Origin of the sequence: Nonomuraea guangzhouensis (assembly GCF_019396345.1) — a bacterium.
Lineage (GTDB): Bacteria > Actinomycetota > Actinomycetes > Streptosporangiales > Streptosporangiaceae > Nonomuraea > Nonomuraea guangzhouensis.
The window spans coordinates 169,173-193,440 of sequence record NZ_JAHKRM010000028.1; the positions used below are offsets into that span (position 1 = coordinate 169,173).

At 69.2% G+C, this 24,268-nt stretch carries 24 protein-coding genes; 10 read left to right on the forward strand and 14 right to left on the reverse strand.

Annotated features, from left to right (window positions below; genetic code table 11):
- Positions 1-98: 98 nt before the first annotated feature.
- Positions 99-998, forward strand: a complete 900-nt coding sequence (locus KME78_RS45535) for a hypothetical protein (protein WP_219536172.1) — start codon at positions 99-101, stop codon at positions 996-998.
- Here KME78_RS45535 and leuA read toward each other — a convergent pair.
- Positions 995-2,686 (reverse strand): 2-isopropylmalate synthase, encoded by a 1,692-nt coding sequence (gene leuA, locus KME78_RS45540; RefSeq protein ID WP_219536208.1) that lies wholly within the window; start codon positions 2,684-2,686, stop codon positions 995-997. The two genes, KME78_RS45535 and leuA, sit on opposite strands and share 4 nt — an antisense overlap.
- Positions 2,687-2,891: 205 nt before the next feature.
- Between leuA and KME78_RS45545 the strand changes: the two genes are divergently transcribed.
- The 7 genes from KME78_RS45545 (at position 2,892) to KME78_RS45575 (ending at position 10,048) form a co-directional block, all read left to right on the forward strand.
- Positions 2,892-3,587 (forward strand): FadR/GntR family transcriptional regulator, encoded by a 696-nt coding sequence (locus KME78_RS45545; RefSeq protein ID WP_219536173.1) that lies wholly within the window; start codon positions 2,892-2,894, stop codon positions 3,585-3,587.
- Positions 3,588-3,725: 138 nt separating this feature from the next.
- Positions 3,726-5,009, forward strand: a complete 1,284-nt coding sequence (locus KME78_RS45550) for an esterase-like activity of phytase family protein (RefSeq protein WP_219536174.1) — start codon at positions 3,726-3,728, stop codon at positions 5,007-5,009.
- Between the two features lie 103 nt (positions 5,010-5,112).
- Positions 5,113-5,367, forward strand: coding sequence for an antibiotic biosynthesis monooxygenase family protein (locus KME78_RS45555; protein ID WP_219536175.1), 255 nt, complete (start codon positions 5,113-5,115; stop codon positions 5,365-5,367).
- Between the two features lie 192 nt (positions 5,368-5,559).
- Positions 5,560-5,952: a hypothetical protein gene (locus KME78_RS45560; RefSeq protein WP_219536176.1), complete on the forward strand. Its 393-nt coding sequence runs from the start codon at positions 5,560-5,562 to the stop codon at positions 5,950-5,952.
- Between the two features lie 367 nt (positions 5,953-6,319).
- Positions 6,320-6,922 (forward strand): PadR family transcriptional regulator, encoded by a 603-nt coding sequence (locus tag KME78_RS45565; protein WP_219536177.1) that lies wholly within the window; start codon positions 6,320-6,322, stop codon positions 6,920-6,922.
- Positions 6,919-8,661, forward strand: a complete 1,743-nt coding sequence (locus KME78_RS45570; RefSeq protein WP_219536178.1) for a sulfatase — start codon at positions 6,919-6,921, stop codon at positions 8,659-8,661. Before KME78_RS45565 ends, KME78_RS45570 begins: the two co-directional genes overlap by 4 nt.
- Before the next feature lie 43 nt (positions 8,662-8,704).
- Positions 8,705-10,048: an MFS transporter gene (locus KME78_RS45575; protein ID WP_219536179.1), complete on the forward strand. Its 1,344-nt coding sequence runs from the start codon at positions 8,705-8,707 to the stop codon at positions 10,046-10,048.
- A gap of 143 nt (positions 10,049-10,191) precedes the next feature.
- On the opposite strand, the gene KME78_RS45580 is transcribed toward KME78_RS45575, so the two are convergent.
- The 3 genes from KME78_RS45580 to KME78_RS45590 form a co-directional block, all read right to left on the reverse strand.
- On the reverse strand, positions 10,192-10,806 hold the full coding sequence (locus tag KME78_RS45580) for a DUF2975 domain-containing protein (protein ID WP_219536180.1): 615 nt from the start codon (positions 10,804-10,806) through the stop codon (positions 10,192-10,194).
- 669 nt (positions 10,807-11,475) lie between these two features.
- The gene (locus KME78_RS45585; RefSeq protein WP_219536181.1) at positions 11,476-11,700 is read right to left on the reverse strand and encodes a DUF397 domain-containing protein; all 225 of its coding nucleotides are present in this window, start codon (positions 11,698-11,700) and stop codon (positions 11,476-11,478) included.
- Positions 11,687-12,490, reverse strand: coding sequence for a helix-turn-helix domain-containing protein (locus tag KME78_RS45590; protein WP_219536182.1), 804 nt, complete (start codon positions 12,488-12,490; stop codon positions 11,687-11,689). The genes KME78_RS45585 and KME78_RS45590 overlap by 14 nt, the downstream gene beginning before the upstream one ends.
- Positions 12,491-12,652: 162 nt before the next feature.
- On the opposite strand from KME78_RS45590, the gene KME78_RS45595 reads away from it, so the two are divergent.
- Positions 12,653-13,018, forward strand: a complete 366-nt coding sequence (locus tag KME78_RS45595) for a hypothetical protein (RefSeq protein ID WP_219536183.1) — start codon at positions 12,653-12,655, stop codon at positions 13,016-13,018.
- Between the two features lie 40 nt (positions 13,019-13,058).
- Here the strand turns inward: KME78_RS45595 and KME78_RS45600 are convergent, their stop codons facing one another.
- Together KME78_RS45600 and KME78_RS45605 are read right to left on the reverse strand one after the other, a co-directional pair.
- Positions 13,059-13,346: a hypothetical protein gene (locus tag KME78_RS45600; protein ID WP_219536184.1), complete on the reverse strand. Its 288-nt coding sequence runs from the start codon at positions 13,344-13,346 to the stop codon at positions 13,059-13,061.
- Positions 13,347-13,383: 37 nt separating this feature from the next.
- On the reverse strand, positions 13,384-14,391 hold the full coding sequence (locus KME78_RS45605) for a LacI family DNA-binding transcriptional regulator (RefSeq protein WP_219536209.1): 1,008 nt from the start codon (positions 14,389-14,391) through the stop codon (positions 13,384-13,386).
- A gap of 144 nt (positions 14,392-14,535) precedes the next feature.
- Between KME78_RS45605 and KME78_RS45610 the strand changes: the two genes are divergently transcribed.
- Positions 14,536-15,177: a polysaccharide lyase family 7 protein gene (locus tag KME78_RS45610; protein WP_219536185.1), complete on the forward strand. Its 642-nt coding sequence runs from the start codon at positions 14,536-14,538 to the stop codon at positions 15,175-15,177.
- Here KME78_RS45610 and KME78_RS45615 read toward each other — a convergent pair.
- From KME78_RS45615 to KME78_RS45650, 8 genes are all read right to left on the reverse strand, one after another.
- A complete protein-coding gene (locus KME78_RS45615) occupies positions 15,174-16,421 on the reverse strand; it encodes an alpha-L-fucosidase (RefSeq protein ID WP_219536186.1) in 1,248 nt (415 codons plus the stop codon). The genes KME78_RS45610 and KME78_RS45615 overlap by 4 nt on opposite strands.
- The gene (locus KME78_RS45620; protein WP_219536187.1) at positions 16,414-18,018 is read right to left on the reverse strand and encodes a hypothetical protein; all 1,605 of its coding nucleotides are present in this window, start codon (positions 18,016-18,018) and stop codon (positions 16,414-16,416) included. The genes KME78_RS45615 and KME78_RS45620 overlap by 8 nt, the downstream gene beginning before the upstream one ends.
- A 3-nt stretch (positions 18,019-18,021) precedes the next feature.
- Positions 18,022-18,882 carry a carbohydrate ABC transporter permease gene (locus tag KME78_RS45625; protein WP_219536188.1) on the reverse strand — a complete coding sequence of 287 codons (861 nt, stop codon included), beginning with the start codon at positions 18,880-18,882 and terminating at the stop codon, positions 18,022-18,024.
- Positions 18,875-19,807, reverse strand: a complete 933-nt coding sequence (locus KME78_RS45630) for a carbohydrate ABC transporter permease (RefSeq protein ID WP_219536189.1) — start codon at positions 19,805-19,807, stop codon at positions 18,875-18,877. Before KME78_RS45630 ends, KME78_RS45625 begins: the two co-directional genes overlap by 8 nt.
- Positions 19,807-21,111 carry an ABC transporter substrate-binding protein gene (locus KME78_RS45635; protein ID WP_219536190.1) on the reverse strand — a complete coding sequence of 435 codons (1,305 nt, stop codon included), beginning with the start codon at positions 21,109-21,111 and terminating at the stop codon, positions 19,807-19,809. Before KME78_RS45635 ends, KME78_RS45630 begins: the two co-directional genes overlap by 1 nt.
- Before the next feature lie 282 nt (positions 21,112-21,393).
- On the reverse strand, positions 21,394-22,278 hold the full coding sequence (gene rbsK / locus KME78_RS45640) for a ribokinase (RefSeq protein WP_219536191.1): 885 nt from the start codon (positions 22,276-22,278) through the stop codon (positions 21,394-21,396).
- A gap of 7 nt (positions 22,279-22,285) precedes the next feature.
- Entirely contained in the window at positions 22,286-23,635 is a 1,350-nt protein-coding gene (locus KME78_RS45645; protein ID WP_219536192.1) for an ADP-ribosylglycohydrolase family protein, read from the reverse strand.
- Positions 23,632-24,268, reverse strand: a 637-nt coding sequence (locus tag KME78_RS45650) for an ADP-ribosylglycohydrolase family protein (protein WP_219536193.1), incomplete at its 5' end; no start/stop codon positions are given. The genes KME78_RS45645 and KME78_RS45650, both read right to left, overlap by 4 nt.

Below are 24,268 nucleotides of genomic sequence, written 5' to 3' on the forward strand. Positions count from 1 at the left end.
TCCCTAGGTTCCGTCCTGACGCGGCCCGTGCTGCGGCGTACTGATCATTGAGGGTCTGACCTTGGGCTGATCAGAGCAGCCGGAGTCGAGGAGCCTTCATGCCCGCTTTGCCCTACACCGACGATCTCGCCGATGAGCTCGCCTCGATGGCCGGGGAGGTGCCGGCCACGGTCAGCGTGCTGGGCCTCGCCGCGCCCGAGCCGAGCACGGTCCAGCGCCGTCTGGAGGACCTCGTCCTGGCCGTCGCCGGCCTGCGCGACGACACCCAGGAGCAACTGGAGGTGGTGACCCACCAGGATCGGACCACCGCGTGGCTGCCGGGCCGGCTGCGGGCCGTGGGGTTCCACGCGTCGGGCTCGATGACCGTCCATCTCGACCTGCCGGCGTTCGAGGACGTCTTCGACAACGACCCCGGCGACGCGGAACTGACCGGCATGCTCCGTGCCGCCGCGGATCGGATCGGGCTGTCGTCCCTCGTCCCGGCCGAGGACGAGCTGCTGTTCGAGCGCCTGTGGCGGGTGAAGGCCGCTGGGGACCCCCGGACCGATCCCGGCCTGTGCCGGGCGCTCGGCGCGTTCCGCCACTACGTACGTGATCTTCCGGTGTACGGCAGGGCGTCGGCCACGGTGGAGCTGGGCGCGAGCGGCGGGGTGGCGTCGCTGGGCGTGTCGACCCGCCGCTTCGCCGACGACGGGGGCGGCCCGGTGGTCGCGGAGCCACGGGTGCGGACGCCGATCCAGGCCGCGCGGGATGTCGCGGCCCGGGTGGCGGAGTCGTTCGCCGGGATGGAGGCGTGGCTGACGCCGCAGTGGTTCCGGTTCGGGTACCTGAGCCTCGGGCGGCGGCGACCGCAGGCGCTGCTCACGCCGTTCTACATCGCGAGCATCAGGGTGCGCAGCGACAGGGAGGTCTCCGCGCACGTGACCGCGGTGCCGGGCTGCGATGGGCGGTTCGCCCCCACCCTGACCCTGGTCCCCAAGCCGCGCCGCGTCGCCTAAGGGACTCGTACCGCCTTGTCGGCAGTGGCTCGGTTGGCAGCTGCGAGTAGCGCGCGGATGGACGCCGTCAGCACCGAAGTGTCGCGGCCCGCTCCCCACCGGATCGTCTCGCCCACGCGCGCCTCGACGTAGGCGACGGCCTGGCTGTCCTGGCCCGGTCCGGTGGCGTGCTGCGCGTAGTGCAGGATGTCGATCCCGCCCAGTGCCCCGGCCAGCGCCGACAGCGGGCCGTTCCCGGTCCCCCGCAGCTCGCCACCGCCGTCACGCCGGGTGCCGGCGAACTCGTGGACCCCCGGCCCGCTCTCCGCGGTGCTCCAGTCCGCCAGCGCGTACGGCCCGTCGTCCGCCGGATCCAGGTAGGCGGCCTGGAACAGCCGCCACAGCTCCTCGGCCGTCATCTCCGCGCCGCTGCCGTCCGTGGCCCGCTGGACCACCGCCGAGAAGTCGATCTGCAGCCGTCGCGGCAGGTCCAGCCCCTGGTGGGTGTTGAGCAGGTAGGCGATGCCGCCCTTGCCCGACTGGCTGTTGACGCGGATCACCGCCTGGTAGTCGCGGCCGACGTCCGCGGGGTCGATCGGCAGGTACGGCACCTCCCATGGCGCCTGCTCCACGGGCACGCCCAGCTCGGCGGCCCGTTTGGCGTGGTGGGCCAGGCCCTTGCCGATGGCGTCCTGGTGCGTGCCGGAGAAGGCGGTGTAGACGAGGTCACCGGCGTACGGGTGGCGGTCGGGCACGGGCAGCCGGTTGCAGTGCTCGACCGTACGGCGGATGGCGTCGATGTCCGAGAGGTCCAGCATCGGGTCCACGCCCTGCGAGTGCAGGTTGAGCGCGAGCGTGACCAGGTCGACGTTGCCGGTGCGCTCGCCGTTGCCGAACAGGCAGCCCTCGACCCGCTGCGCCCCGGCCAGCAGCGCCAGCTCAGCGCAGGCGACGCCGGTGCCGCGGTCGTTGTGCGGGTGCACCGAGAGGATCACCGAGTCGCGGCGGGCCAGGTGGCGGTGCATGTACTCGATTTGGTCGGCGTAGACGTTCGGGGTGGCGGTCTCGACGGTGGCGGGCAGGTTGTGGATGACCGGGCGGTCCGGGCTAGCGTCCCACAGGGCCGTCAGGTCGTCGCACACCTCCAGCACGTAGTCGGGCTCGGTGAGGTTGAACACCTCGGGCGAGAACTCGTACCTGATCGGCGCTCCGGGACGGGCGTCGGCCAGCCGGGCGACGTGCCCGGCCGCGTCCCTGATGAGGGCGCGCAACGACTCCCTGTCCTGGCCGAGCACCACGTCACGCCAGGTGGGGGCGGTCGCCGTGTACAGGTGGACGACGACCCGCGGCAGCCCCTCGACGGACTCGAAGGTCCGCTCGATCAGGTCGCGCCTGGCGGCCGTGAACACCACTATCGTCACGTCCTCCGGCACCGCGCCCGGCACCGCGAGATCGCGGACGAAGTCGAAGTCCGTCTGGCTGGCCGACGGGTAGCCGACCTCGATCTCCTTGAAGCCCATGGCCACCAGCAGCTCGAACATCCGCCGCTTGCGCGCCGGGTCCATCGGCTCGGCCAGCGCCTGGTTGCCGTCGCGCAGGTCCACGGGCACCCAGAGCGGGGCCTGCTCGATGCGCCGCGCGGGCCAGCCGCGCTCGGTCAGCGGCACCTCGACGCGGCGGTGGGCGGGCTGGTAGCGGTGGTACGGCATGGCGCTGGGGCGTTGCCTGTTCCAGTCGTGCACGGGGTTTCCTTCCCGGTCGATCTACGGGGTTCGACCGGCATCGCGGAGCCACCGCGGCGGGGTGCCGGTCGATTCAGGCCCCGCCGCGGCAGCCGAGAAGGAGACCGCGTGACGTCATGCCGGGTACACTAACCACAACACAGGTCCTCAGACAACCTGAGAGGTCGATCCGATGCCGCTCGGCATGCTCCGCCCCACCCCCCTGGTCGAACAGGCGACCGAGCACCTGCGCGAGCAGATCACCGGCGGACACTGGCCGATCGGCACCCGGATCCCCGGCGAGAACGCCCTGGCCAAGACCCTCGGCGTGGGCCGCTCCACCGTCCGCGAAGCGCTGCGCGCGCTGGCGGGCGCGGGGCTGGTGCAGGCCCGTCAGGGCAGCGGCGTGTTCGTCATCGCCACCGAACCGGCCGACGACTGGTCCACCCGGCTCCGGCGGGCCGCGATCACGGACGTGTACGAGGTGCGCATGATGGTCGAGACCCAGGCCGCCCGCCTGGCCGCCGCCCGCCGTACGGACGAGGACATCGCCTCACTGGAGGCGGCCCTGCAGGCACGGCGGGCGGCGGCCGGGGGCGACGATGGGGCTTTCGTGGACGCGGACATCGCGCTGCACGCGGCGGTGGTGGCGGCGGCGCGCAACCCCGTGCTGGACGACCTGTTCGCCGAGTTCGCCCCCCGGCTGCGGGGTCGGCTGGTGGACATGCTGGAGCTGCTGGAGTTGCGGCACGCCGACCCCAATCCCGGCGACGACACGCACGCGGCGCTGGTGGACGCCATCAGGCGGGGGGACGGGGAGGCGGCGAGCCGCATCCTGCAGACGGAGCTGGAACAGACGCTGGCCTTGCTGCATCGCAACGCCGACTGACACCGCGCACCGGCAGCCACCCATGGCGATCGCATGCTCGGCCACGGGCGGGCACCTGTTCATCGGCACTTCAACGATTGGACGTTTGGGGTCAATAGGGTCGGGACGCTCGTGTTCGCCGGTGTGAAAGGGCGTGCCATGTTCCGTCCCGTACTCGTGGGTCTGGCGCTTGTCGTGGGTCCGGCGGTCGCCGCCGCCACGACCGTCGCTCCCTCCCTGGCCGAGGCCGCGCCACGGCCCGTGGTGGTCAAGGACGTGAGCATCCCTCCCGTACCCCTCAAGGACCTGCAGCGGTCCATCGCCGATGATCGCGGGGTCAAACTGGGCGGGGTCGGCAGCGGACTGTTCCCTGCCGGGCGGCGCGGGGACTACTGGATGGTCACCGACCGCGGCCCCAACGGGCAGGTGGGCGCGGACAAGCGGCGCACGTTCCCCATCCCGGAGTTCGGCCCCGCGATCGTGCAGGTGGCCACCCGGTTCGGCGTCGAGATCAAGAAGTACGTCCCCCTGGTCGGCACCTCCGGCAGGCCGATCACCGGGCTCAGCAACCAGGCTGGCCATGACGAGGTGCCCTACACCTGGGACGGCCAGACCGCGCTGCCGTACAACCCGAGCGGGGTGGACACCGAGGACCTGGTGCGGACCCCGGGCGGCGACTTCTGGCTGGTCGACGAGTACGGGCCGTCGCTGCTGCACGTCTCCGAGCGAGGGCGGGTGCTGGCCCGGTACGTCCCCAAGGGGCTCAACCTCACCGGCGCCGACTACCCGGTCAAGGACACGCTGCCGGCCATCCTCGCCTCCCGCCAGCAGAACCGCGGGTTCGAAGGCCTGGCGATCGACGGCGACACCTTGTACCTCGCGGTGCAGAGCCCGCTGGCCAATCCGGACAAGAAGACCGGCAAATCCTCCCGCGTCGGCCGGATCCTCACGTTCAGCATCCGCGCGGCGCGGGTGACCGGAGAGTACGCCTACCGCTTCGAGGACGTCACGACCTTCGACCCCAAGGCGAACGGCGACCAGAGCGAAATGAAGGTCTCCGGCCTGGCGCACGTGGGCGGCCGCCGACTGCTGGTGGACGAGCGGACCGACAACGTCGCCCGGGTCTACCAGATCGACCTGGCCAAGGCCACGAACCTGCTGGGCGGGCCGTACGACGACCCGGCCACCACGCCGTCACTGGAGGCGCTGGCCGACCTGGCGGGTGTCAAGGTTCCGGCCAAGTCGCTCGTCGCCGACCTGTCCGAGGTCGCCCCCACTCTGCCTGGCAAGGTCGAGGGCATCGCCCTGCTCGACCCCCGGACGCTCGTGGTCGCCAATGACAACGACTTCGGGCTCGGCGAGTTCGGGGCAGACGGGCGGCTGGTGGACAGTGGCGTGACCAGCCGGATCCTCACCATCCGCCTGCCTCGCCCGGTTCGCTAGCAACGCTTTTCGTGTAGCACCTTCACGGAGCATTTTCAATGTGGCCGACTCTCGCCACCCGCAGTGACGTACGCGGCCGACATGGAAAGGTCAGGTGCAGCTCATGATCGCGCGGATGTGGCGAGGTTGGGCCTCGGCAACGACAGCCGACGACTACCAGCACCACTACGAATCCGAGGTCGCCGAGCATCTCCAGCAAGTCGCCGGCTTCCGCGGTGCCCGGCTGCTACGTCGCCAGGACGGCGAAGAAGTGATGTTCACCTCGATCACCTTCTTCACCAGCATGGACGACGTACGCGCGTTCGCCGGTGAGGACCCGAGCAGGCCGTCGTCGAAGAAACAGCCCGCCGCGCTCTGACGCGGTGGGACGAACACGTCACCCACCACGAGGTCACGGCCGATCTCCAGCAGTGACCAAGCTCTTCCCGATGACGCCGGGTATGCCTACGATCTTGTAGTGCACTTAGCTGCGTTGACCGCCAAGTGGGAGACGGCCCTGCCGGGTCGGCCCTGGCAGTGGACGGTCGCCCAGGTAGCGAGCGTGGGAGTCGTGGGCGGCACGCTGTTCGGCCCCGGCATCTACGTCGTGGCGATCTTCATATTCGGGCTGGGTCCGATCGTTCTGATCCCTGCTGCGATCTTCGGGGTGGCCATCTTGTACGTCGTCGCTCTTGCGACGTCGCGCGGCTCACTGCTGACGGAGAGTCCCGGCGGCAGGCTGGCGTGGGCGAGTGCGATTTTGGCCCTTGGGGTGATCGGCTGGGTCGCCGGGGCGACTGCCTTCGCCGCGTTGGGGTTGGCCGTGACGGGCTGGCTATGGTGGTGGTTACTCAGCGCCGTTCCGTTCGCACTGGCAGCGGCGCTCTGCGCCGGAGGATGGGCTTCGATCGTGGCGATCGCCCTGACTGCGGCATTGATCCTTACGGGCTGCATCGCGCACTGAGGATTTACAGCGGCGAATCCGCGTCGGCACGCGACCTACCGCCGGCGACGACTGATCCGCAGGCGACGTCGCGGATCGCGTCGATGACGAGTCCGGCTGGAATGCCACCTCCACCGCTGAACCCATGGTTTGCATGATCGCCACTCCGCCGCGGCGTCACCAGCATGTGGAGAACGTCCGGCGAATGTGCTCGCGATGCCCTGGCGCTGGTAGACGCCATCAGGCGGACCGACCGCAGTCCGGATCTGACCGACCTGCCGTCGCCTGGACGATGGATCGACCTATCGACAGGCCGTGTCACTTGTGTCATGGTATCACCATTCCACTTGTGGCACGGTTACCTTCGTTACGACGACGGGCACATCTGATGAAGCTTGAGATCCTGCTCCTCGGAGCCCTGCTCAACCGCCCCAGTACGGGCTATGAGCTGAAGAAGTTCTTCGACACACACGGCCGTTTCATGCGTTCGAACACCACCATGAGCCAGGCGTACCGGACGCTGGCGGCGATGGAGGAGCGTGGCTGGGTCGAGCACACTCTCGAGGAGCGCCCCGGGGCGAGCAACGCCAAGCGCTACCACGTGACCGAAGAGGGCCACACCGTCTTCATCGACTGGCTGAACCGCCCCTACAACCCCCCGACCCGTTTGGGGGATCCCGACCTCTACGCCCGGCTGGGCTATGCCGGCTTCATGACGGTCGAGCAGGTGATCAACCTCCTCGACATCGAGATCAACACCCGGCTGGCCGAAGTGGCGCGTTATCGCCATCGTGACCGCACCCGGTTCGACGAGCCGCCGCCTGGCTACGACCTCGAGCTCGGCGGCCAGATGGACGAGTGGCTCCATCGGCAGGGGGCCGGGGCGGTGGATCGCCACATCGCCTCCCTCACCGAGCTGCGCCGGCGTCTCCTCGACGGGGAGCCGCTCAATCCGGAGCCCGCGGCGGAGACCAAGGAGCGGTCGCGATGAAGGCGATCATCCTGATGTTCGACAGCCTCAACCGGCACCTGCTCGCGCCCTATGCCGACACCTTCGTCGACGCGCCCAACTTCGCGCGCCTGGCGGCCAAGGCCGTGACCTTCGACAATTTCTACGCCGGTTCCATGCCGTGCATGCCGGCGCGCCGCGAGCTGCACACCGGCCGCTACAATTTCCTGCACCGAAGCTGGGGGCCGCTGGAGCCGTTCGACGACTCCATGCCCGAGCTGCTCAAGCAAGCGGGCGTGCACACGCACCTGGCCTCCGATCACCCGCACTACTGGGAGGACGGCGGCGCCACCTATCACACCCGCTACAGCACCTGGGAGTTCTTCCGCGGCCAGGAAGGCGACCCGTGGAAGGGCGTGGTGGGCGCTTCCGGAATGCATGGGCAGGACGCCGTCAACCGCACGTACATGGCCACCGAGGCGGAGCACTCGCAGACCAGGACCGTCGACGCCGGCCTGCACTTCCTCGAGACCAACGTGCACGCCGACCGGTGGCTGCTGCAGATCGAGCTGTTCGACCCGCACGAGCCGTTCTTCACCCACCAGCGGTACAAGGACCTGTACCCGCACGACTACGACGGGCCCGACTTCGACTGGCCGCCGTACCAGAAGGTCGTCGAACCGAAGGACCAGATCGAGCACGCCCGCTACGAGTACGCCGCCCTGGTCACGATGTGCGACCGCTCGCTCGGGCGCGTCCTGGACTTCATGGACGAGCACGCCATGTGGGACGACACACTGCTGCTGGTCAACACCGACCACGGCTTCCTGCTCGGCGAGCACGGCTGGTGGGCCAAGTCGGTGATGCCGTGGTTCAACGAGCTGGTGCACCTGCCGATGTTCCTGTGGGATCCGCGTACCGGCGGCAGGGACCAGCGCCGGGGCGCGCTCGCGCAGACCATCGACATCGCGCCGACCGTACTCCGCTACTTCGGCCTCGAACCCACCCCCGACATGCAGGGCCACGACCTCGCCAGCACAGAGGGCCACGAGGGGGCCCTGTTCGGCATCCATGGCGGGCACGTCAACGTCACCGACGGCCGCTACGTCTACATGCGCGCCGCCAAGAATCCGGCGAACGGCCCGCTGGAGGAGTACACGCTCATGCCCACCCACATGCGCGCCCGCTTCTCCGTCGACGAGCTCCAGACGTGGGAGCCCGCCGAACCCTTCACCTTCACCAAGGGCCTGCGCACGATGCGCATGCCCGCTGCGCCCTCATGGATGAACCCGTGGCAGCACGGCACGCTGCTGTTCGATCTCCGCACCGACCCGGCGCAGGAAACCCCTGTCGTCGACGACGACGTCGAACTTCGGATGATCGAACTGCTGCGTCAGCTGCTGATCGACACCGATGCGCCGGCCGGCCAGTTCGAGCGCCTGGGCATCCCGCGCGAGGGCGTCATCACACGCGAGCATCTCCTCGTGCGCGAGCAGCGAGAACGCGCGGCGACCACCGCCGCGCCACTGCCCGCGGCAGCCGAACTCCAAGCCCCGGCCCTGCTGCGCGCTCCCCTCCTGGAACTCCTGCGGATCACGGGAGCCAAGGACGTCCTCGTGCGGGAGGCACCCGCGCTGGTGCAGTCGGAGCTGCTCTCCGCTCCCGTTTCCATGAGCCTTCTGGACCTGGCCCGCTACGGCCACGTGCCCGCCATGCTGCTGCGCCGCATCGACGAGCAGCTGAGCCTTCTTCCGGCAACACCCGCCGCCTCACCCGACTGAGGCGACGTTCTCTCTATCGCAACACTGCAGACAGGGGCACCGCATGGATGCCAGCGCCTCCACCGCCTCCACTCAGCCAGGAGCGGCTCAGGCCGCCAACGTCCCCCACCGCTGGCGCAATCTCGCCGTCCTCTCCGGCGTGAGCGTCATCGACAACACCGAAGCCGGCCTCATCAACACCGTCTTCCCCACCCTCGCGACCGCGCTGCGGCTCAACAGCGGCCACCTCGGCGTCATAGCGGCGCTCGGCAAGATCGCCAGCGTGCCCGCCGGGCCGTTCTGGGTCTGGCTGTCCAGCAGGATCGGCCGCCGCGGCGCACTGGTGGCCACGACGGCGACCGGGGGCCTGTTCGGCATCGCCGCGGGCTTCTCGCAGAACTTCGCCCAGCTCCTGATCTGCTGCACCCTCATGTCCGCGGCGGTGATCGGCGGCTCGCCCATCGCCATGGCCGTCATCGCCGACTCCTTCCCCGATGAGCAGCGCGCCCGGGCCACGGGGATCTTCTTCAGCTCGATTCAGCTCGCCGCCATCGCCCTCGGGCCCGTCATGGCCATCTTCGTCGGATTGGCGGACGGCTGGCGCTGGGCACTGTGGATGATCGGCGGCATCTGCATCGCCGCCGGGTTCCTCATCCTCGCGTTCTTCAAGGATCCGGGCATCGGCGCCTCCGAGCGGCAACTCGCCGACCTCGCCGGCGAGGACCGGGTGAAGGCGAAGGTCACGGTGGGCTCCGTCCTCAGCCTGTTCCGCACTCCCACGTACACCGTGATGATGCTGAGCCGGCTCCTGTCGGGGCACCTGCTGATCGTCATCTTCGGCGTGCAGTTCCTGGTCAGCGAGCGCGGCATCTCCAACGCCGTCGCGATCCTGGTGGCCCTTCCGTTCGGCATCGGTTACAGCGTCGCCACGCTGGGCGCCGGATTCCTCCTCCCCCGGCTCGACCGGCTCATGCCGAGCCGAGGCCGCGTCCTGGTCCTGCAGGTCGCCCAGATCCTGTTCGCCGTCGTGGCCTTCTTCGGCACCCAGTTCCGGTACGAGACGATCACCGTGTATGCGGTCTTCTGGGCCCTGCTGGGTGCCTGCCAAGGGCTGAACCCGCCGGTCAACCGGCCCATCGTGGCCGCCGTCGTGCTGCCCGAGCTGCGCGGGCAGGCGTACGCGATCTGGCTGACCGTGTTCGAGACCATCGCCTGGGCGCTGTTCTCGCTCCTGGCCGGCGCGCTCGCGGCGACGATCGGCATCCAGGGCGTGTTCCTCTGGGTCCTGGTGGTGCTGATGATCGTCAACGGTCTCCTGCTCTCGGTCCTGTACGTCAGCTATCCGCAGGACGCCGAGCGGGTCACCCGGACGCTCGAAGCCCGCCGCGCCCAGGCGCTCTCGAACTGACGCGAACCAGGCACCCGCCCGTCGCCCTCAGCGGCGACGGGAACCCCCTGGCGCCACCGCCGAGGTGACTCGCGCCGGGGTGCCGGCCACGGTGCTCACGGACGGTCCGCACAGCGTACGGATGTGGTCGTCTTCCGGCGGAATCAGACCAAACCCTGGACATCGGCGCGGAGTCTGCTGCCCTGGCGGAAGAACTCGGCCAGGGCCAGGACGCCGAAGCCGACGACCGGCGCCCAGCGGTAGTCTTCCGCGGCGTACAGGGCTGTCCCTTGCAGCGGGGTGCCGGAGACCAGTGTGTGCAGGACCCATCCGTCCACCTGCGGGATCACGGCGACGCAGATGAGGAGCACGCCGATCACGGCGAGCCTTCTGGCGTTCGTCGGCGTGAAGGGATCACCCGCGTGGAAGCTGCGCAGCAGCAGGAGAAGAAACACCGCGACGACACAGAGCACCAGCGTGAGCAGCAACTCGGGCAGGATCAGAAGGAAGCTCTGCCAAGGGCTCGGCTCAGCGATGGTCAGCGTGGCATTGAATGCGGGCTTTACGAGGCCGACCGTTCCGGGAGGGCCGGTGGGCACGGGCGCCGGGTCGTCGGCGGTGGTAGCGGTCGCATAGGGATTGACGAAGACATAACGCGTGTCGGTCCTGGACTCGCCGAAGACTGCGGAGAGGCCGATCAGGAGCACGACCAGAGCGAAACCGAGCCCTAACCACACGATCACCTCGAGGATGCGGATGCTCACCGGCGGTCTGGCCATGACTATCCCCCTTGCTCGGATATCGATCGTCGATAATAACGATAAACGATAAGCCACGGAGCGACAAGGCTGCTGTTGTCGCATCCGCTGGGGAGGCCGACCACTGGCACCCGCCGCCTGAGCGCCACGGGAGATGTCGATCGCGGCGACGGCGTGGCCGCACTTCGGCTCCTCGGCGGTCGCGCGGCTCTTCTTCCGCAGGACTGCCAAGAGTGCGGGGTCGGGGGCGGGCAAAGGGGAATTGCTCCGACGAAAGTACCGCGAAAGATCGGCGAAAGGTCCCCGACAGGGAACCTGTTTAACCTGACCGGGAATACCGTCTTTCGTTCGGGACGCAGACCCATCTGGGGGAGTCTTGCGCAGACTTCGTACAGCCCTCGCCGCTGCGGCATTTGTGGCGGCCGGCCTCTCGTTCGCACCTTCACCCGCGTCAGCCACGACAACTGAAAGCACACTCTTGGCAGAGTGGGTGTTGAAGGGCTACTTCAACACAGAGACTTGGTGCAACGTGGCCCGATCGACCTGGGTTGCCGCAGGCACCCCGACCTATCCAACGGCCGGATGTTTCCGCAATTTAAGCGGATACTACTTCTACGTCTGGCAATAGTAGGCATCCGCCATGATGGAGGCCCCTGCAGTGGTTGGTCGCAGGGGCCTCCACCAATGAGGTCAGAGGTCGAACTCGCCGAGCTTCGCGCCGCCCACGAAGGCGCGGAAGACGCCGCCTCGCAAGATCAGCGGCTCGACGTCGGGCTGCTCGGAGTCTCTGATCGCGTATCGGTCGCCACTCAGTTTGGCTGCGTAGAGGCAGTCGCCCCCATTTGAGCCGGAGAGTGTGGATTTCTTCCACACAGCGGCCTCTAGTTCGGCGCGCAGCTCATTACTGATCTTCATACGTTGCCGCCACCTCACGTACTAGTCGCTCGCTCACATGTATGGGATGCGCCCATTTGTGAATCGCGTCGTATCTGAGATTAACCGCTCGCACTATCTCCTCGCGAGCCGATACGGAGCCCTGTGCAGCGGCATCAAGGTAGACGTGGTTCGGCATACCGTCGCCTTGAGCCAGAGCGAAGCCGCCAAGCAGCCCCGGCGTTGCCCCCACGCTGAGGGGGACGATCTGGATCGAGATGAAGGAGGTGGCCATCATCTTCAGCAGGTGCTCGAACTGCTCCCGCATGACGTCGGCACCCCCGATGGGGCGGATCAGAGCGCACTCGTCGAGCAGCGCCCAGTACATCGGCGGCTTCTCGCGGTCGAACACCGCCTGACGATGGAGCCGGGTCGCGACGGTCTCCTCGATCCACTCCTGAGTGACTCCTGGCTCGGCGGAGAGGATCGCTCGCGCATACGCGGCTGTCTGCAGAAGGCCCGGAACGACAAGAGGTTGCCAGGTTCGGATGGTGTGGGCGTTCTCCTCCACCTTTGGCCACTCTCTGAACCATTTCGGGGCCGACATCACCTTGGCGCTGGGCAGCAGCCGAAGCAATTCCCCATTCAGGTCCAGGGCGGTCTCGGCCGCGTGGGTGAATTGCCGGGTCGGGTTGCGCTTGCCGCGCTCGATCAGGCCGACCAAGCTCTCGCTGCACGGGATCAGCTCTCCCATTGCCGTCTGAGAGAGGCCGGCCGCTATTCGGGCTTCTTTTAGGACCGCACCGTACGAGCTCTGTTCGTCCACGGACATGTCACGCTCCTTGAAATGCTCCGGACCGCTCTTTCCGACATCGCACGGACAAAGGTTTACGGCAACTGTCCGACTACGGACAGTTGCTGGATGGCTACAAAGCTAGCTGGAAAGCGGCACTCTGGCGATGTTTCTCGGAATACAGACGGGCGGTGACAGGGAATGACTCGCCATGTGCCGATCAGCGGCAGTGTCGCGGCCGAGCATGACCAGGCTCTGGACAGGCTACGCGTGCTGCTTACCAGGCGCGGGATACACAGCTACGTCGTCGAGTGGCTCAGACTCACGCTCCGCTCCGCGCCCTTCCCCGCCGCCCCGCTCAGCAACCTCGACCGGTATCCCCCGGAACTCATAGTCTTCGCTCCTCAGGGGTGGCGGGTCGCCACGGTCCGTATAGCCGCCGACCGGTCGGCTGCGTACATCGTGGAAGTGGCGCGAGTCGGAGAAGACCACGCCTTGATGCCGGACATTCGCTACATCGTCCCGTCGGGGAAACCGGCGAAAGCCGCTGCTTTGATCCCGGGCTGACCCCCGCCGTCGGAACTGGTCACGACGGCGAGGGCTGCCGTCAGCCGGTGGGACCCGCTTCGGGCCGCACCTCCTTTTCGGCGCCGTCGTCCACCTCTTCGCCGGCTTCTCCATCGGTTTCGGCGCGCCTTTCAACGTCGGCTGTGGCCTCCGCCTCGGGCTCGGGAGCGGTGATGTCGGGGACGGGGATCGCGGGGTTCGTCTCGGTGTCGGGCCAGTCGGCGGGTATGGGGCGGCGCGCCTTCGGGGTATCGGCTCCTGAGCGCTCGGCCACCACGTCGCTCTCGCCACCGTCCCGGTTCACCGCATCAGGCAGGTCTTCATTCATCACCCTCACCTGCCCAGCGAACTCCGCTCCAACAGTCTCAGGGCGCCGGGGCGGTGCTCTCGCGGACGATCAGCCGGGTGGCCAGTTCGATCCGCAGGGTCTCCGGCTGCTCGTCGTTGATGAGCTGGACGAGGAGTCTGGCCGCCATGCCGGCCATGTTCGCCAGCGGCTGGCGCACGGTGGTCAGCGGCGGGGTGATCCACTGGGCGAACGGCAGGTCGTCGAAGCCCACCACGCTGACGTCCTCCGGCACCGACAGACCGCACTCCTTGGCCGCCCGGTACGTGCCCAGCGCCTGGAGGTCGTTGCCCGCGAACACGGCCGTGGGCCGGTCGGGCAGCCTGAGCAGCTCCAGGGACAGGTGGTAGGCGGGCTCGTGGGAGTAGTCGCCGTGCCGGATCAGCTCCGGGTCGGGCTCGATCCCGGCCTGGTCGAGCGCCGCGCGGTAGCCGTCCAGTCGCACCCGCGAGGTCAGGCGGCCCGCCGGGCCGGTGATCATCGCGATCCGCCGATGGCCCAGCTCGATCAGGTGCCTTGTGGCCGAGAAGCCGCCCTGCCAGCTCGTCGAGCCGACCGACGGGGTGTCCTGGCTGTAGTCCTCCGACGGCTGCACCACGACGAACGGGATGCCCATGCGCTCCAGCTCGCGTTCCTGCTCGGTGGAGAGCTCGGAGACGACCAGGATCGCGCCGAGCGACCCGCGGTTGCCGATCGCGTCGAGCCAGTCCCGGGCCAGCTTGCTGCGGTGATGCACGGCGGACACGACCAGGCCCATCCCCTCGGCCTGGGCGGCCTCCTCGGCGCCGCGGATCAGCTCCACGGCCCAGGGGTTGTCCAGCTCGTTGATGACGAACTCGATCAGGCCGCCGGGATGCTCGCCGTGGCCCGGCAACGTGTAGCCATGCCGGCCGAGCAGCCGCTGGATCTTGCCGCGGGTTTGGGGGGAGACATCCGACCTGCCGTGAAGCACCTTCGACACCGTGGACGGGGAGACCCCCGCCCGGGCGGCGATGTCCGCCATGGTGCTGCGGCGGGGGACAGTCATGTCGTCCACGTCGAACCCTTCACTAGTACGTCTTGCCGATCAGAAGTCTGCCTGCCCGCCGGGACCCTTGACGACCTCCGACGTTTAGCCTACGTTGCGGCTAGATCTTGTTTCGCAATCTTTCGCAACCCATCGGGAGCGGGAATGCGCAGAAGAACCTTCATCGCCGGAACCGGCGCACTCGGCCTGACCGCCTGGGGATGGCCGTCGGCCGCGTACGCCGCGCCGATCGGATCCGGGTGGACCGAGGTCTCGCCCGGCTACACCGTGCACCAGCCGCCGGACCTGACCCGGCACACCTACGACGCCGCCACCGGCGAGCACCACTTCTGGCTCTACTCCTCCGATCCCAGCACGTTCCCGGGACAGGACTCGGGACCGCGCAGCGAGCTGCGCTTCCGCAACGACTACACCTCCGGCAGCGCGCAGTTCGAGTGCGACATCAAGGTCGCGTCCGGCGCCCACAACGTCTGCGTGATGCAGGTCTTCGGCGGCTCGTCGTGGGCCACGGCCTTCATGACGCTGGCCATGAACACCAACAGCATCAACTACTACGACCAGGCGCGGATCTACGGGCCGATCTACGACACCTACCTGCGGCTCAACGTGGTGCACGAGACCGGCCCCGGCCTCGTGCACGTCTTCGTCAACCGGCAGTTCCGCGCCACGTTCCAGGACCACGGCGCGGCGACCCACTACTTCAAGTGCGGACTGTACGGCCGCGCCGGCATGGCGAGCCGGAACGACGCGTACATCAAGAACGTCCACCTCTACAAGAAGTCCTAGAGGAACAGCTCGATCACCGGGACGGCGACCTTCGGCGGCTCCACGGGCAGCTCCAGCGTCAGCGTGCCCTCGGGGATCGCGATCGAGTGCACGTGGCCGTTGTCGTACGCCGGGTCGGGGGCCCACGTGCGGATCTCGGAGCCGTCGTTCAGCAACTGCGCGTACCGGACCTTGCCCGCAAGTCCCGGCAGGTGCAGGTGCCGGAACGGCCACGAGAAGACGTGCACGTACAGCCGGTCGCCGCGCTGGGTGTAACGGCAGTCGGCGGGCGCCTGGAACGTGCTGGCGCCCGCGCCGTAGATGGACCGGCCGTGCGGCCGCATCCACTCGCCGATCTCGCGCAGCGTCTCCAGCGCCCGCGGCTCGAACTCGCCGCGGCCGTTCGGGCCCACGTTGAGCAGCAGGTTGCCGTCCTTGGAGACCGAGTCGACGAGCATCTTGATCAGCATCTCCGGGGACTTCCAGGTGTGGTTGTCCCGGTAGTAGCCCCAGCTTCCGTTGAGGGTCTGGCACGCCTCCCAGACCGCGCCGATCGGGCCGGTCGGCTGGTACGCCTCGGGCGTGGTGAAGTCGCCCGGCAGCTCCAGCCGGTCGTTGAGCAGGATGTCCGGCCGCAGGGCGCGGATCTTGTCCACGAGCTCCGCCGAGCGCCACTCGGCCTTGCCCTTGCCGCCGTGGACCCGCTTGCCCTGCCGGATCCGGTCGCTGTAGGAGAAGTCGAACCACAGGGTGTCGGGGCTGTAGCGGGTCAGCAGCTCCTCGACCTGACCGTGCAGGTAGTCGCCATATTTCGTGACATCGCGGTCGGGGAGGTCGCCGCCCTCGACGTACGCCGGGTGCAGCCCGTCGATGGGGAAGTCCGGGTGGTGCCAGTCCAGCAGCGAGTAGTAGAACCCGACCCCCAAACCCCTCCTCCGGAACGCCGCCACGAACGGCCCGACCAGATCCTTGCCGTACGGCGTGCGACCGGCGCTGTAGTCGGTCAGCCCGGAGTCCCACAGGCAGAACCCGTCATGGTGCTTGGCGGTCAGCACCGTGTAGCGCATCCCGGCGCGCTCGGCCGCCTCCGCCCAGGCCTCGGGGTCGTACAGGTCCGGGTCGAAGTGGTCGAAGTAGCGCTGGTAGTGCTCGTCGGTGAGCCGCTCGCGCTGCTTGACCCACTCGTGCCGGGCGGCCAGCGCGTACAGGCCCCAGTGGATGAACAGCCCGAAACGCCGCTCCCTGAAGGCGTCGATCCTAGACATCGCGGAAACCTCTTTCGTGGAGTTGCGCCGCGTACAGCGACGGGATCTGCAGGGACGACTCACCGACGCCCTCGACGTACCCGATCGGCTGGGCGAACGGGCCGTTGGCGTTCACCACGGCGTTCTTGGCGCCGACGACGTAGTTCTGCGCGGTGGGCGGCTTCTGCACGACGATCTGGGTGCCGGACATGTCGCACCCCCACGCCACGGAATGGGCCGCCGACCAGCCGTGCGACGTCCCCCACCAGCCCCGGTTGTACAGGCCGAGGGTCAGCGTGCGGTGCGGGTTGACCTCGTGGTGGCCGTCGTAGAGCAGGCCGGTGTTCCAGCGCCGATGGCCCTCGCTGGTGTTGTAGGTCTCCTCGGAGGTGCCGCGCAGGAAGACGATCCCCGAGTTCGAGGCGGCGCCGTTGCAGATGAAGGAGTGCCTGGCCTTCGTGGCGTGGCAGTCCTTGAAGAGCACGAGCTGCGCGAACGGGTGGGCGCAGAAGTTGTAGCGGTTGCCGCCCGCGGAGGTGGAGCCGGTCGGCTCCAGCGCGCGGCAGTTGGCGACCGTGACCCGGGTGGCCTCCCACGCCTCCATGCCGACCTGCCAGAACCGCAGCGCGGTGCAGTCGCGGATCCAGGCGTCCTCGGCGCGGAAGATCCGGATGGCGTTCTGCACCGCCGACTTGTCCACGAACGGGTCGCCGGTGAACTCGACGTCCACCCGCAGCCGCTCGACGCCGACCTCGGTGACCACGCCTGCCCGGTCGGTCTTGTAGATGTACGACTGCGACAGCGACCGGTTCAGGTGGTTGAAGACCGGCGCGTCGACGGTCACCTGGTTGCCGGTGATACGGGTGATGTAGCGGTTGTAGAGGATGGGCTCCTCGTCCACCCACCACGGCCGCCCGGTGTCGTGCCCGCCGTAGTCGATGGCCTTCAGCCAGGCCTCCGTGCAGGGGTGGAAGACGATGACGTTGTCGCCGGGCCGCAGGCCGCCGGCGTCGGCGACCTCGAACGTACGCGAGCCCACCTGGACGAAGTCGGACACGATGTCGGTACGCGTGCCCGGCACCTCGCCCCGCCAGGCCGACCAGTTCACCGGCCCCTCGCCGCCCGCCACGATCACCGTACGGTCCGCCGCACCCGCGGCGGTGGCCATGATGACCGTGTTCCGCGCGGGGTCCTCGCCGTCCCCGGAACCGCGCAACACGGTCCTGCTGGAGCGTACGTAGATCGTCCCGGACACCGAGTAGCGCCCCTGCAGGAGCAGCAGCGCCCCGCGCCGGTGCTCGGGCAGCGCCGCGATCTCGTCCAGCGCGGCCTGGATGTGGGCGGTGTTGTCGCCCTCGACCGGCCTGATCGCCTTGACCACCGGCAGGTGCGGCAGCGGCCGCTCACCGTTGCGGTAGCCGGCGTGGCTGTAGTCCGGGACGCGGTTACGCTCGGCGTCCTCGGCGTAGACGAGCCTGCCGTGCTTGCGGTACACGAGCGTCGAGCGCCACGAGTCGGTGTCGGTGTCGGCGTACGCGGACGGTGTCCCCGCCATGCCGGCCACCGCGAGCACGCCGCCGGCCGCCAGCAGCGCGCGCCGGCTGAGTTCGTGAGTCATGGGTTATCCCTTCACCGCGCCGGCCACCAGGCCGGACAGGAACGTACGTTGGAAGGCCAGGTAGACGACCAGACTGGGCACCATGGCCACGAGCGCCCCGGCGAGGAGCGGGCCGGGCCCGATCTCCGGGTTGGTACGCAGCATCGACAGCCCCACCCCGATCGGGTAGTTGTCCGGCGACTCGGCCACGATCAACGGCAGCAGGTACTGGTCCCACACCATGGTGAAGCCGAAGATCGTGATCACGCCCAGCGCCGGACGGCACAGCGGCAGGATGACCTGCAGGAAGATCCGGAGCTCACCGGCGCCGTCGACGCGCGCGGCCTCCTCCAGCTCCTTCGGGATCTCCTTCATGAACTCGCTGATCACGAAGATCGAGAACCCCCACGCGCCCAGCGGCACGATCATGCCCAGCAGCGATCCCCGGAGCGAGACGCCCAGCAGCGGCAGATCGTTCAGCACCAGCGACAGCGGGATCGCGATGACCTCGTCGGAGATCATCATCGTGGCCAGGACGGCCACCAGCACGAACGCCTGCCCCCGAAACTTCTTTCGGGCCAGCGCGTACCCGGCGAAAACGCTCACCGTCACCTGCAGCAGCAGGCCGCCGCCGGTGATGACCAGCGAGTTCAGTAAGAACCGCCACAGGCCCTGATCGGCCGCCACCTGGAAGTTCACCAGCGTCGGGTTCGACGGGAACAACGACATCCGGCTGGGATCGCTGCTCCGGTCGAACGCGCCTGTGAAGATCGCCAGCAGCGGCCCGCAGAAGACGACCAGCACGAGGGCGTAGATCAGGACCCGGGCCACGGAGGCCACCGGGTGCTTGCGGCCCCAGGCCCAGCCGAGCGTGGTCTCAAACATGGAGCTCCTTCCGCCTGCGGTAGAGCGTGACGGCGGCCGTGAGCAGCAGCGTCGCCAGGAACAGCACCACCGAGGCGGCGGTGGCGAACCCCATGTCGCCGCTCCGGAAGCCGGTGGCGAAGATCCGGGTCATGATCACGTCGGTCGCCCCGGCGGGCCCACCGCCGGTGAGCACGTAGATCTCGGTGAACACACGCAGGCTGCGGACGGAGGCCAGGATGATGAGGATGGTCACGACCGGCCGAAGCGCGGGAATCGTGACGTACCTGATCCGCTGGAGCAGGTTCGCGCCGTCGATGGCGGCCGCCTGGTAGAGCTGCCGGTCGATCCCCGCCAGCCCGGCGATGATGATCATCATGTCGTACGGCGCGCCCTTCCAGATCCCGACCAGGACTACCCAGCCCAGCGCCCCGTTCGGGTCGTCGAGGAACTTCTGGGTGTCGCTACCGAGCCAGCCGAGCAGGGTGTTGAGCATGCCCTCCGAGCCGGGGAAGTACAGCAGCCGCCACACCTCCGCCACCACCGCGGTCGCCGTGACCACCGGCAGGAAGGCCGCCGTACGGACGAACCACAACGTCCTGGCCTTGCCCTCCAGCAGCAGCGCGAGCACGAACCCGACCAGGATCGAGCCTGCGGTCTGGCCGGCCGCGTAGACCAGGGTGTGCGCGGTGGCGTCGCGGAAGGCCTCCTCGGCGAAGACCCGGCGGTAGTTCTCCAGCCCCAGCCACTCGTTGCCCAGGAACGGCTGCACCTTGAAGAAGCTCAGCCACATGCCCTCGGCCATCGGGATGTACTTGAAGTAGAGGAACAGGACCAGCGCCGGCGCCAGGAACAGCCACGGCACCAGGGCCACTTTCCGCCTTCGCGTCGGTCCCGCGCCGCCCGCCGCGGTGACGGCGGCGGTGCGCTCCGTGGTGAGCGTCATCAGCCGACCTTCTGCGCGGCCAACTCGGTCTTGAACACCCCGGCCAGCTCGGTCAGCGACGCCTGCACGTCGGTGCCGCAGTCAGCGAAGATCTTGTTGAGCGTCTCGGCCGAGCGCTGGCGGAACGGCAGCCAGTTCGGCACGTTCGGGAAGTACTTGCCGTCCTTCTCGTAGACGTCCTTGATGGTCGCCCACCGGTCGTCCTGGCGTTCGGCGAGCACGTCCACGCTCTTGTTCACCGGCAGTTTGACGATCGCGCCATCGGAGTTGCCGGCCATGCCGATCTTCTGCGCCTCGGGCGTGATGAGGTATTCGGCCAGCTTCTTCTGCTGGTCCTGCAGCTTGGAGCCGGCCATCAGGTAGATGTTCTCGCCCTCGGCCATCGAGGTCGTCCCGGCGGGGCCGGCGGGCGAGGGGATCACCTCGTACTTGTCCTTGCCCAGGCTCTTGTCGAACCTGCCGAAGGTGTACGGACCGGTCAGGTAGATGCCGGCCTTGCCGGTCTCGAAGAACGGGTGGGCGTCCTTGGTGACCAGCGTGAGCGCCCCGGGGATGGCCACCTTGTCCTTGCAGAAGAGGTTCTGCAGCCATTTGACGGCCTCGACGGACTTGGGCTGGTCGATGGCGGGGGTGAACTTGCCGCCCGAGGCGGTCAGGAACTCCCCGCCGCCCTGCCAGATGTAGGTGGAGGCCCACCAGGAGGCGTACCCACGCTCGGTGGAGGCCGGGACGACCATCCCGTAGGTGTCGGCCTTGCCGTTGCCGTCCGGGTCCTTCTCCTGGAAGGCCTTGGCCAGGGCGACGAGGTCCGCCCACGTCTTCGGCACCTCGGCGCCGACCTTCTCCCGCCAGTCCTTCCTGATGAGCGTGGCGACGGTCTGCACGGTGTACGGCACCGCGTAGTACTTGCCGTCGTAGCCCTTGGCCTGCTCCCACGCGCGTTCGTGCAACTCGCCCTGGCCCGCGATCTGGTCGCGGTTCACGGGGCCGACCAGCCCCTGGCTGACGTTCGTCCCGAGCATGCCGGAGTCGTTGATGATGATGTCGGGCAGGTTGCGCGCGGCGACGGCCTCCTGCACCTTGCCGTCCCAGTTGTCGAGGACCGGCACGTACTTGGTCTTGATCCCGGTCTTGGCGGTGAACGCGGCCAGCACCTTCTTGGTCACCTCGGCGGACGCGGGCGAGGCCCGGTTCCAGACCTCCAGCGACTCGTCACCGGCGGCCGAGGAGGATCCGCAGGCCGACGTGGCGGCGAGGAGACCGGTGAGTGCGAGGGTGGCGAGCGAACGGCGGGGGGAGGGCATGCGGCACTCCATACCTCAAGCGAAGGGAGTGAGTTGCGAAATCTTTCGCAACCTCGATATGCCCGGTAACGTAGAGGAAACATCGGATGTGGGTCAAGCACTGACCGCGCATGGATGACGGCGAGCTGGACCTATGCGGGCAGGAGATCGGATGTATGCCATCCTTGGACCTCAACCACCCGCCGTATGGCGTCCCCGCCCGCCTGACCCGGGCCGGGCGCACTCTCGACGCTCCGGCCCGTTCAGTACAAAACTGCTAAAAACTCCTCCGCCAGGACGGCATCAGTCGAGCGAGTCGTCGATCTCCGCGCGGCTGGGCATCGACGTGCTCGCCCCCGCGCGCTGCACCGACAGCGCCGCCGCCGCCGAGGCGAAGCGCAACGCGACGGCCGCGGGAAGCCCTTCGGTGCGGGCCACCGCGAGCGCGCCGACGAACGTGTCGCCCGCCGCCGTGGTGTCCACCGCCTTCACCCGCACGGCGGGCACGCGCAGCCGCTCGCCCGACCGTGAGCCGTACAGCGCCCCTTCGGAACCCAGCGTGATGACGGCCTCCGGCACCCGTTCGAGCAGGGCGTCCAGCGCCGCGTCGGCGGAGTCGGCGCCGGTGATGTCGGCGGCCTCGTGCTCGTTCGGCACGATCAGCGTGACGGCGTCGAGCAGCGCGTCCGGCAGGGGCTGCGTGGGCGCGGGGGTGAGGATCACCGGTACGCCCGCCGCCTGCCCGGCCTGGGCGGCGGCGACCACCGCGTCCATGGGCAGCTCCAGTTGGAGCAGCAGCGCGCGCGAGTCGGCGATCACCGCGACGTCGTCGGCGGTGGGGCCGGTGACGGTGCCGTTCGCGCCGGGCACCACGATGATCGAGTTGCCGCCGTCGTCGTCGACCACGATGTGCGCGATGCCGCTCGGGCCGGGCACCTGCCGCAGCCGTTCGACTTCCACGCCGGCCTCGGCCATGGTGGTGCGCATCTCGCCGCCGAAGCCGTCGTCGCCCACGGCGCCCAGGAAGGCCACCACGGAGCCCGCCCTGGCCGCCGCGATCGCCTGGTTGGCGCCCTTGCCGCCGGGAATGGTACGGAACGCCCGCCCGGTGACCGTCTCGCCCCGCTTGGGGGCTTGGGACACGTAGGCGACGAGGTCCATGTTCGCGCTGCCGAAGACCGAGATCATGCCCTCATCATCTCCTTCCCGAAGTCCGCTGAATCGCCTGGGTACGGCGCGCCAGCTCACCCAGCCCGATCCCGTCGAACCCGGTCAGACTGGTGGCCAGGCTGTCCCGCATCATCCACCGCTCCGGAACCCCGCCGTTCAGCGCGCCCGCGACGGACCCGGCCGTGGCGCCGGCCGAGTCGGTGTCCCAGCCGCCGGCGACCGCTCCGGCGATGGTGGCGGTGAAGTCGCCCCGGCCGTGGATCAGCGTGGCGGCCAGGAGGGCGGCGTTGTTGATCGTGTGCACCCAGTGCAGCGCGCCGTGCCGCTCGTGCAGCCGGTCGACGACCCGCTCGAAGTCGGCCTCCTTCGAGGCGTCCTCGACCGCCTGCCGTACCGCCTGGTGGAGCCGGGAACGCGGCGGCACGACGGACAGCCCGGCCTCGACCACCTCGGCGGCGGAGGAGGCGACCAGCGAGCTCGCGCACAGGGCGGCGGCGAACATCGCGCCGTAGACGCCGTTCGCGGTGTGGGTGAGGCGGGCGTCGCGCCAGGCGTACTCGGCCGCGGTGGCCGGATCGCCGGGATTGACCCACCCGTACACGTCGGTCCTGATCAGCGCGCCGATCCATTCGCGGAACGGGTTGCGGTACGTCGCCGTCTCCGGCGCCTCGACACCGGCCAGCAGGTTGCGGTACGCGACGCGTTCGGCGGTGAACGTCCGGCCGGCGGGCAGCTCGTCGAGCCACAGCTTGGCCACGTCGTCGGTGGTGAAGCCACGGCCGTGGCGTTCCAGGACGGACAGGGCGAGCAGCGGGTAGTTCAGGTCGTCGTCCTCGGGGACACCGTCGATGTTCTCGGCCAGGGAGTTGACGGCGCTACGCCGGTTCCACGGCCACCGTGCGGCGATGGCGTCAGGCAGCCCCTGGGCGGTGAACCAGCCGGTGATGGGCCAGTTGCCGGTGGCCTCGGCGATCTCCCTGATCCCCGCGCGGGGGATTTTTTCGACCGGCTTGCCGAGCACACACCCGGCCGCCCGCCCCTGCCAGGCCCCGAGCACACGAGCCGGATCCACCTGCCGGAGAGCAGCGGCGGGAGCGGGCCAGTTCGGGCAGGCGGCGATGATGGCGGCCAGGTCGGACGGCTCGTCGACGGCGAGTGGCGACGGGATGGCGGCCAGTTCGTCCAGCAGGCGCTCGGCGAGCGGTCGCAGCCGCAGCGCGCCGGGTTCGGAGGCGCCGGCGCGCGGCGGGGCGTCGTGGCCGCCCGCCGCGTGCCACCGTTCGGCGATGCCGCGTACGTCCCGGCCGTCCTCGGCGGCCTGGCGTAGCTCGTGGCCCACCAGGTCCTCGGGCTGCACCCAAGTGAGGCGGATCATCGGCCGGCGCGGTCGTCGCGGTCGGCGGCGCGGTCGGCGCGGTCAGCGCGGCCGTCGAGGTCGGCGAAGGCGGTTTCGACCGCGCGGCGGCGGGCCGTGTCGTCGGCGTGCACCCGGCGGGCGACGTCGGCGATCACCCGGCCTGGCGCTACCAGGTCGGTACGGCTCGCCTCGGCCACCTGTGTGACCCACTCGCGCGGGATCGAGCCGAGCCCGCCCAGGGCGCCCGCGATGGCACCGCCCATGGAGGCGATCGAGTCGGCGTCACGGCCGTAGTTCACGCCGCCGAGCACGGTGTCGCGGTAGTCGCCCTTAGCCACCACGAGGAAGCCCAGCGCCAGCGGCAGCTCCTCGATGCTGTGCACCCGGCTCGGCCGCCGCGCCCCGAGGCCCTGGTCGCGGTAGGTGTCGGCGACCGTGTCGAACGGCCGCACGGCCGCACGCAGCGTCTCGAACGAGCCCTCCCAGTGGCCGAGCCCGGCGGCCGCCTCGCAGACCGCCTCGATGGCGGCCCTGGTGCCGTCCTTGGCCAGCCTGAGGCAGGTGGCCACCACGGAGTCGAAGCTCGCGCCCGGCCGCATCGCCTCGGCGACGGCCGCCGCCATGACGCCGGGGGGCTCCCGGCCGTAGCTC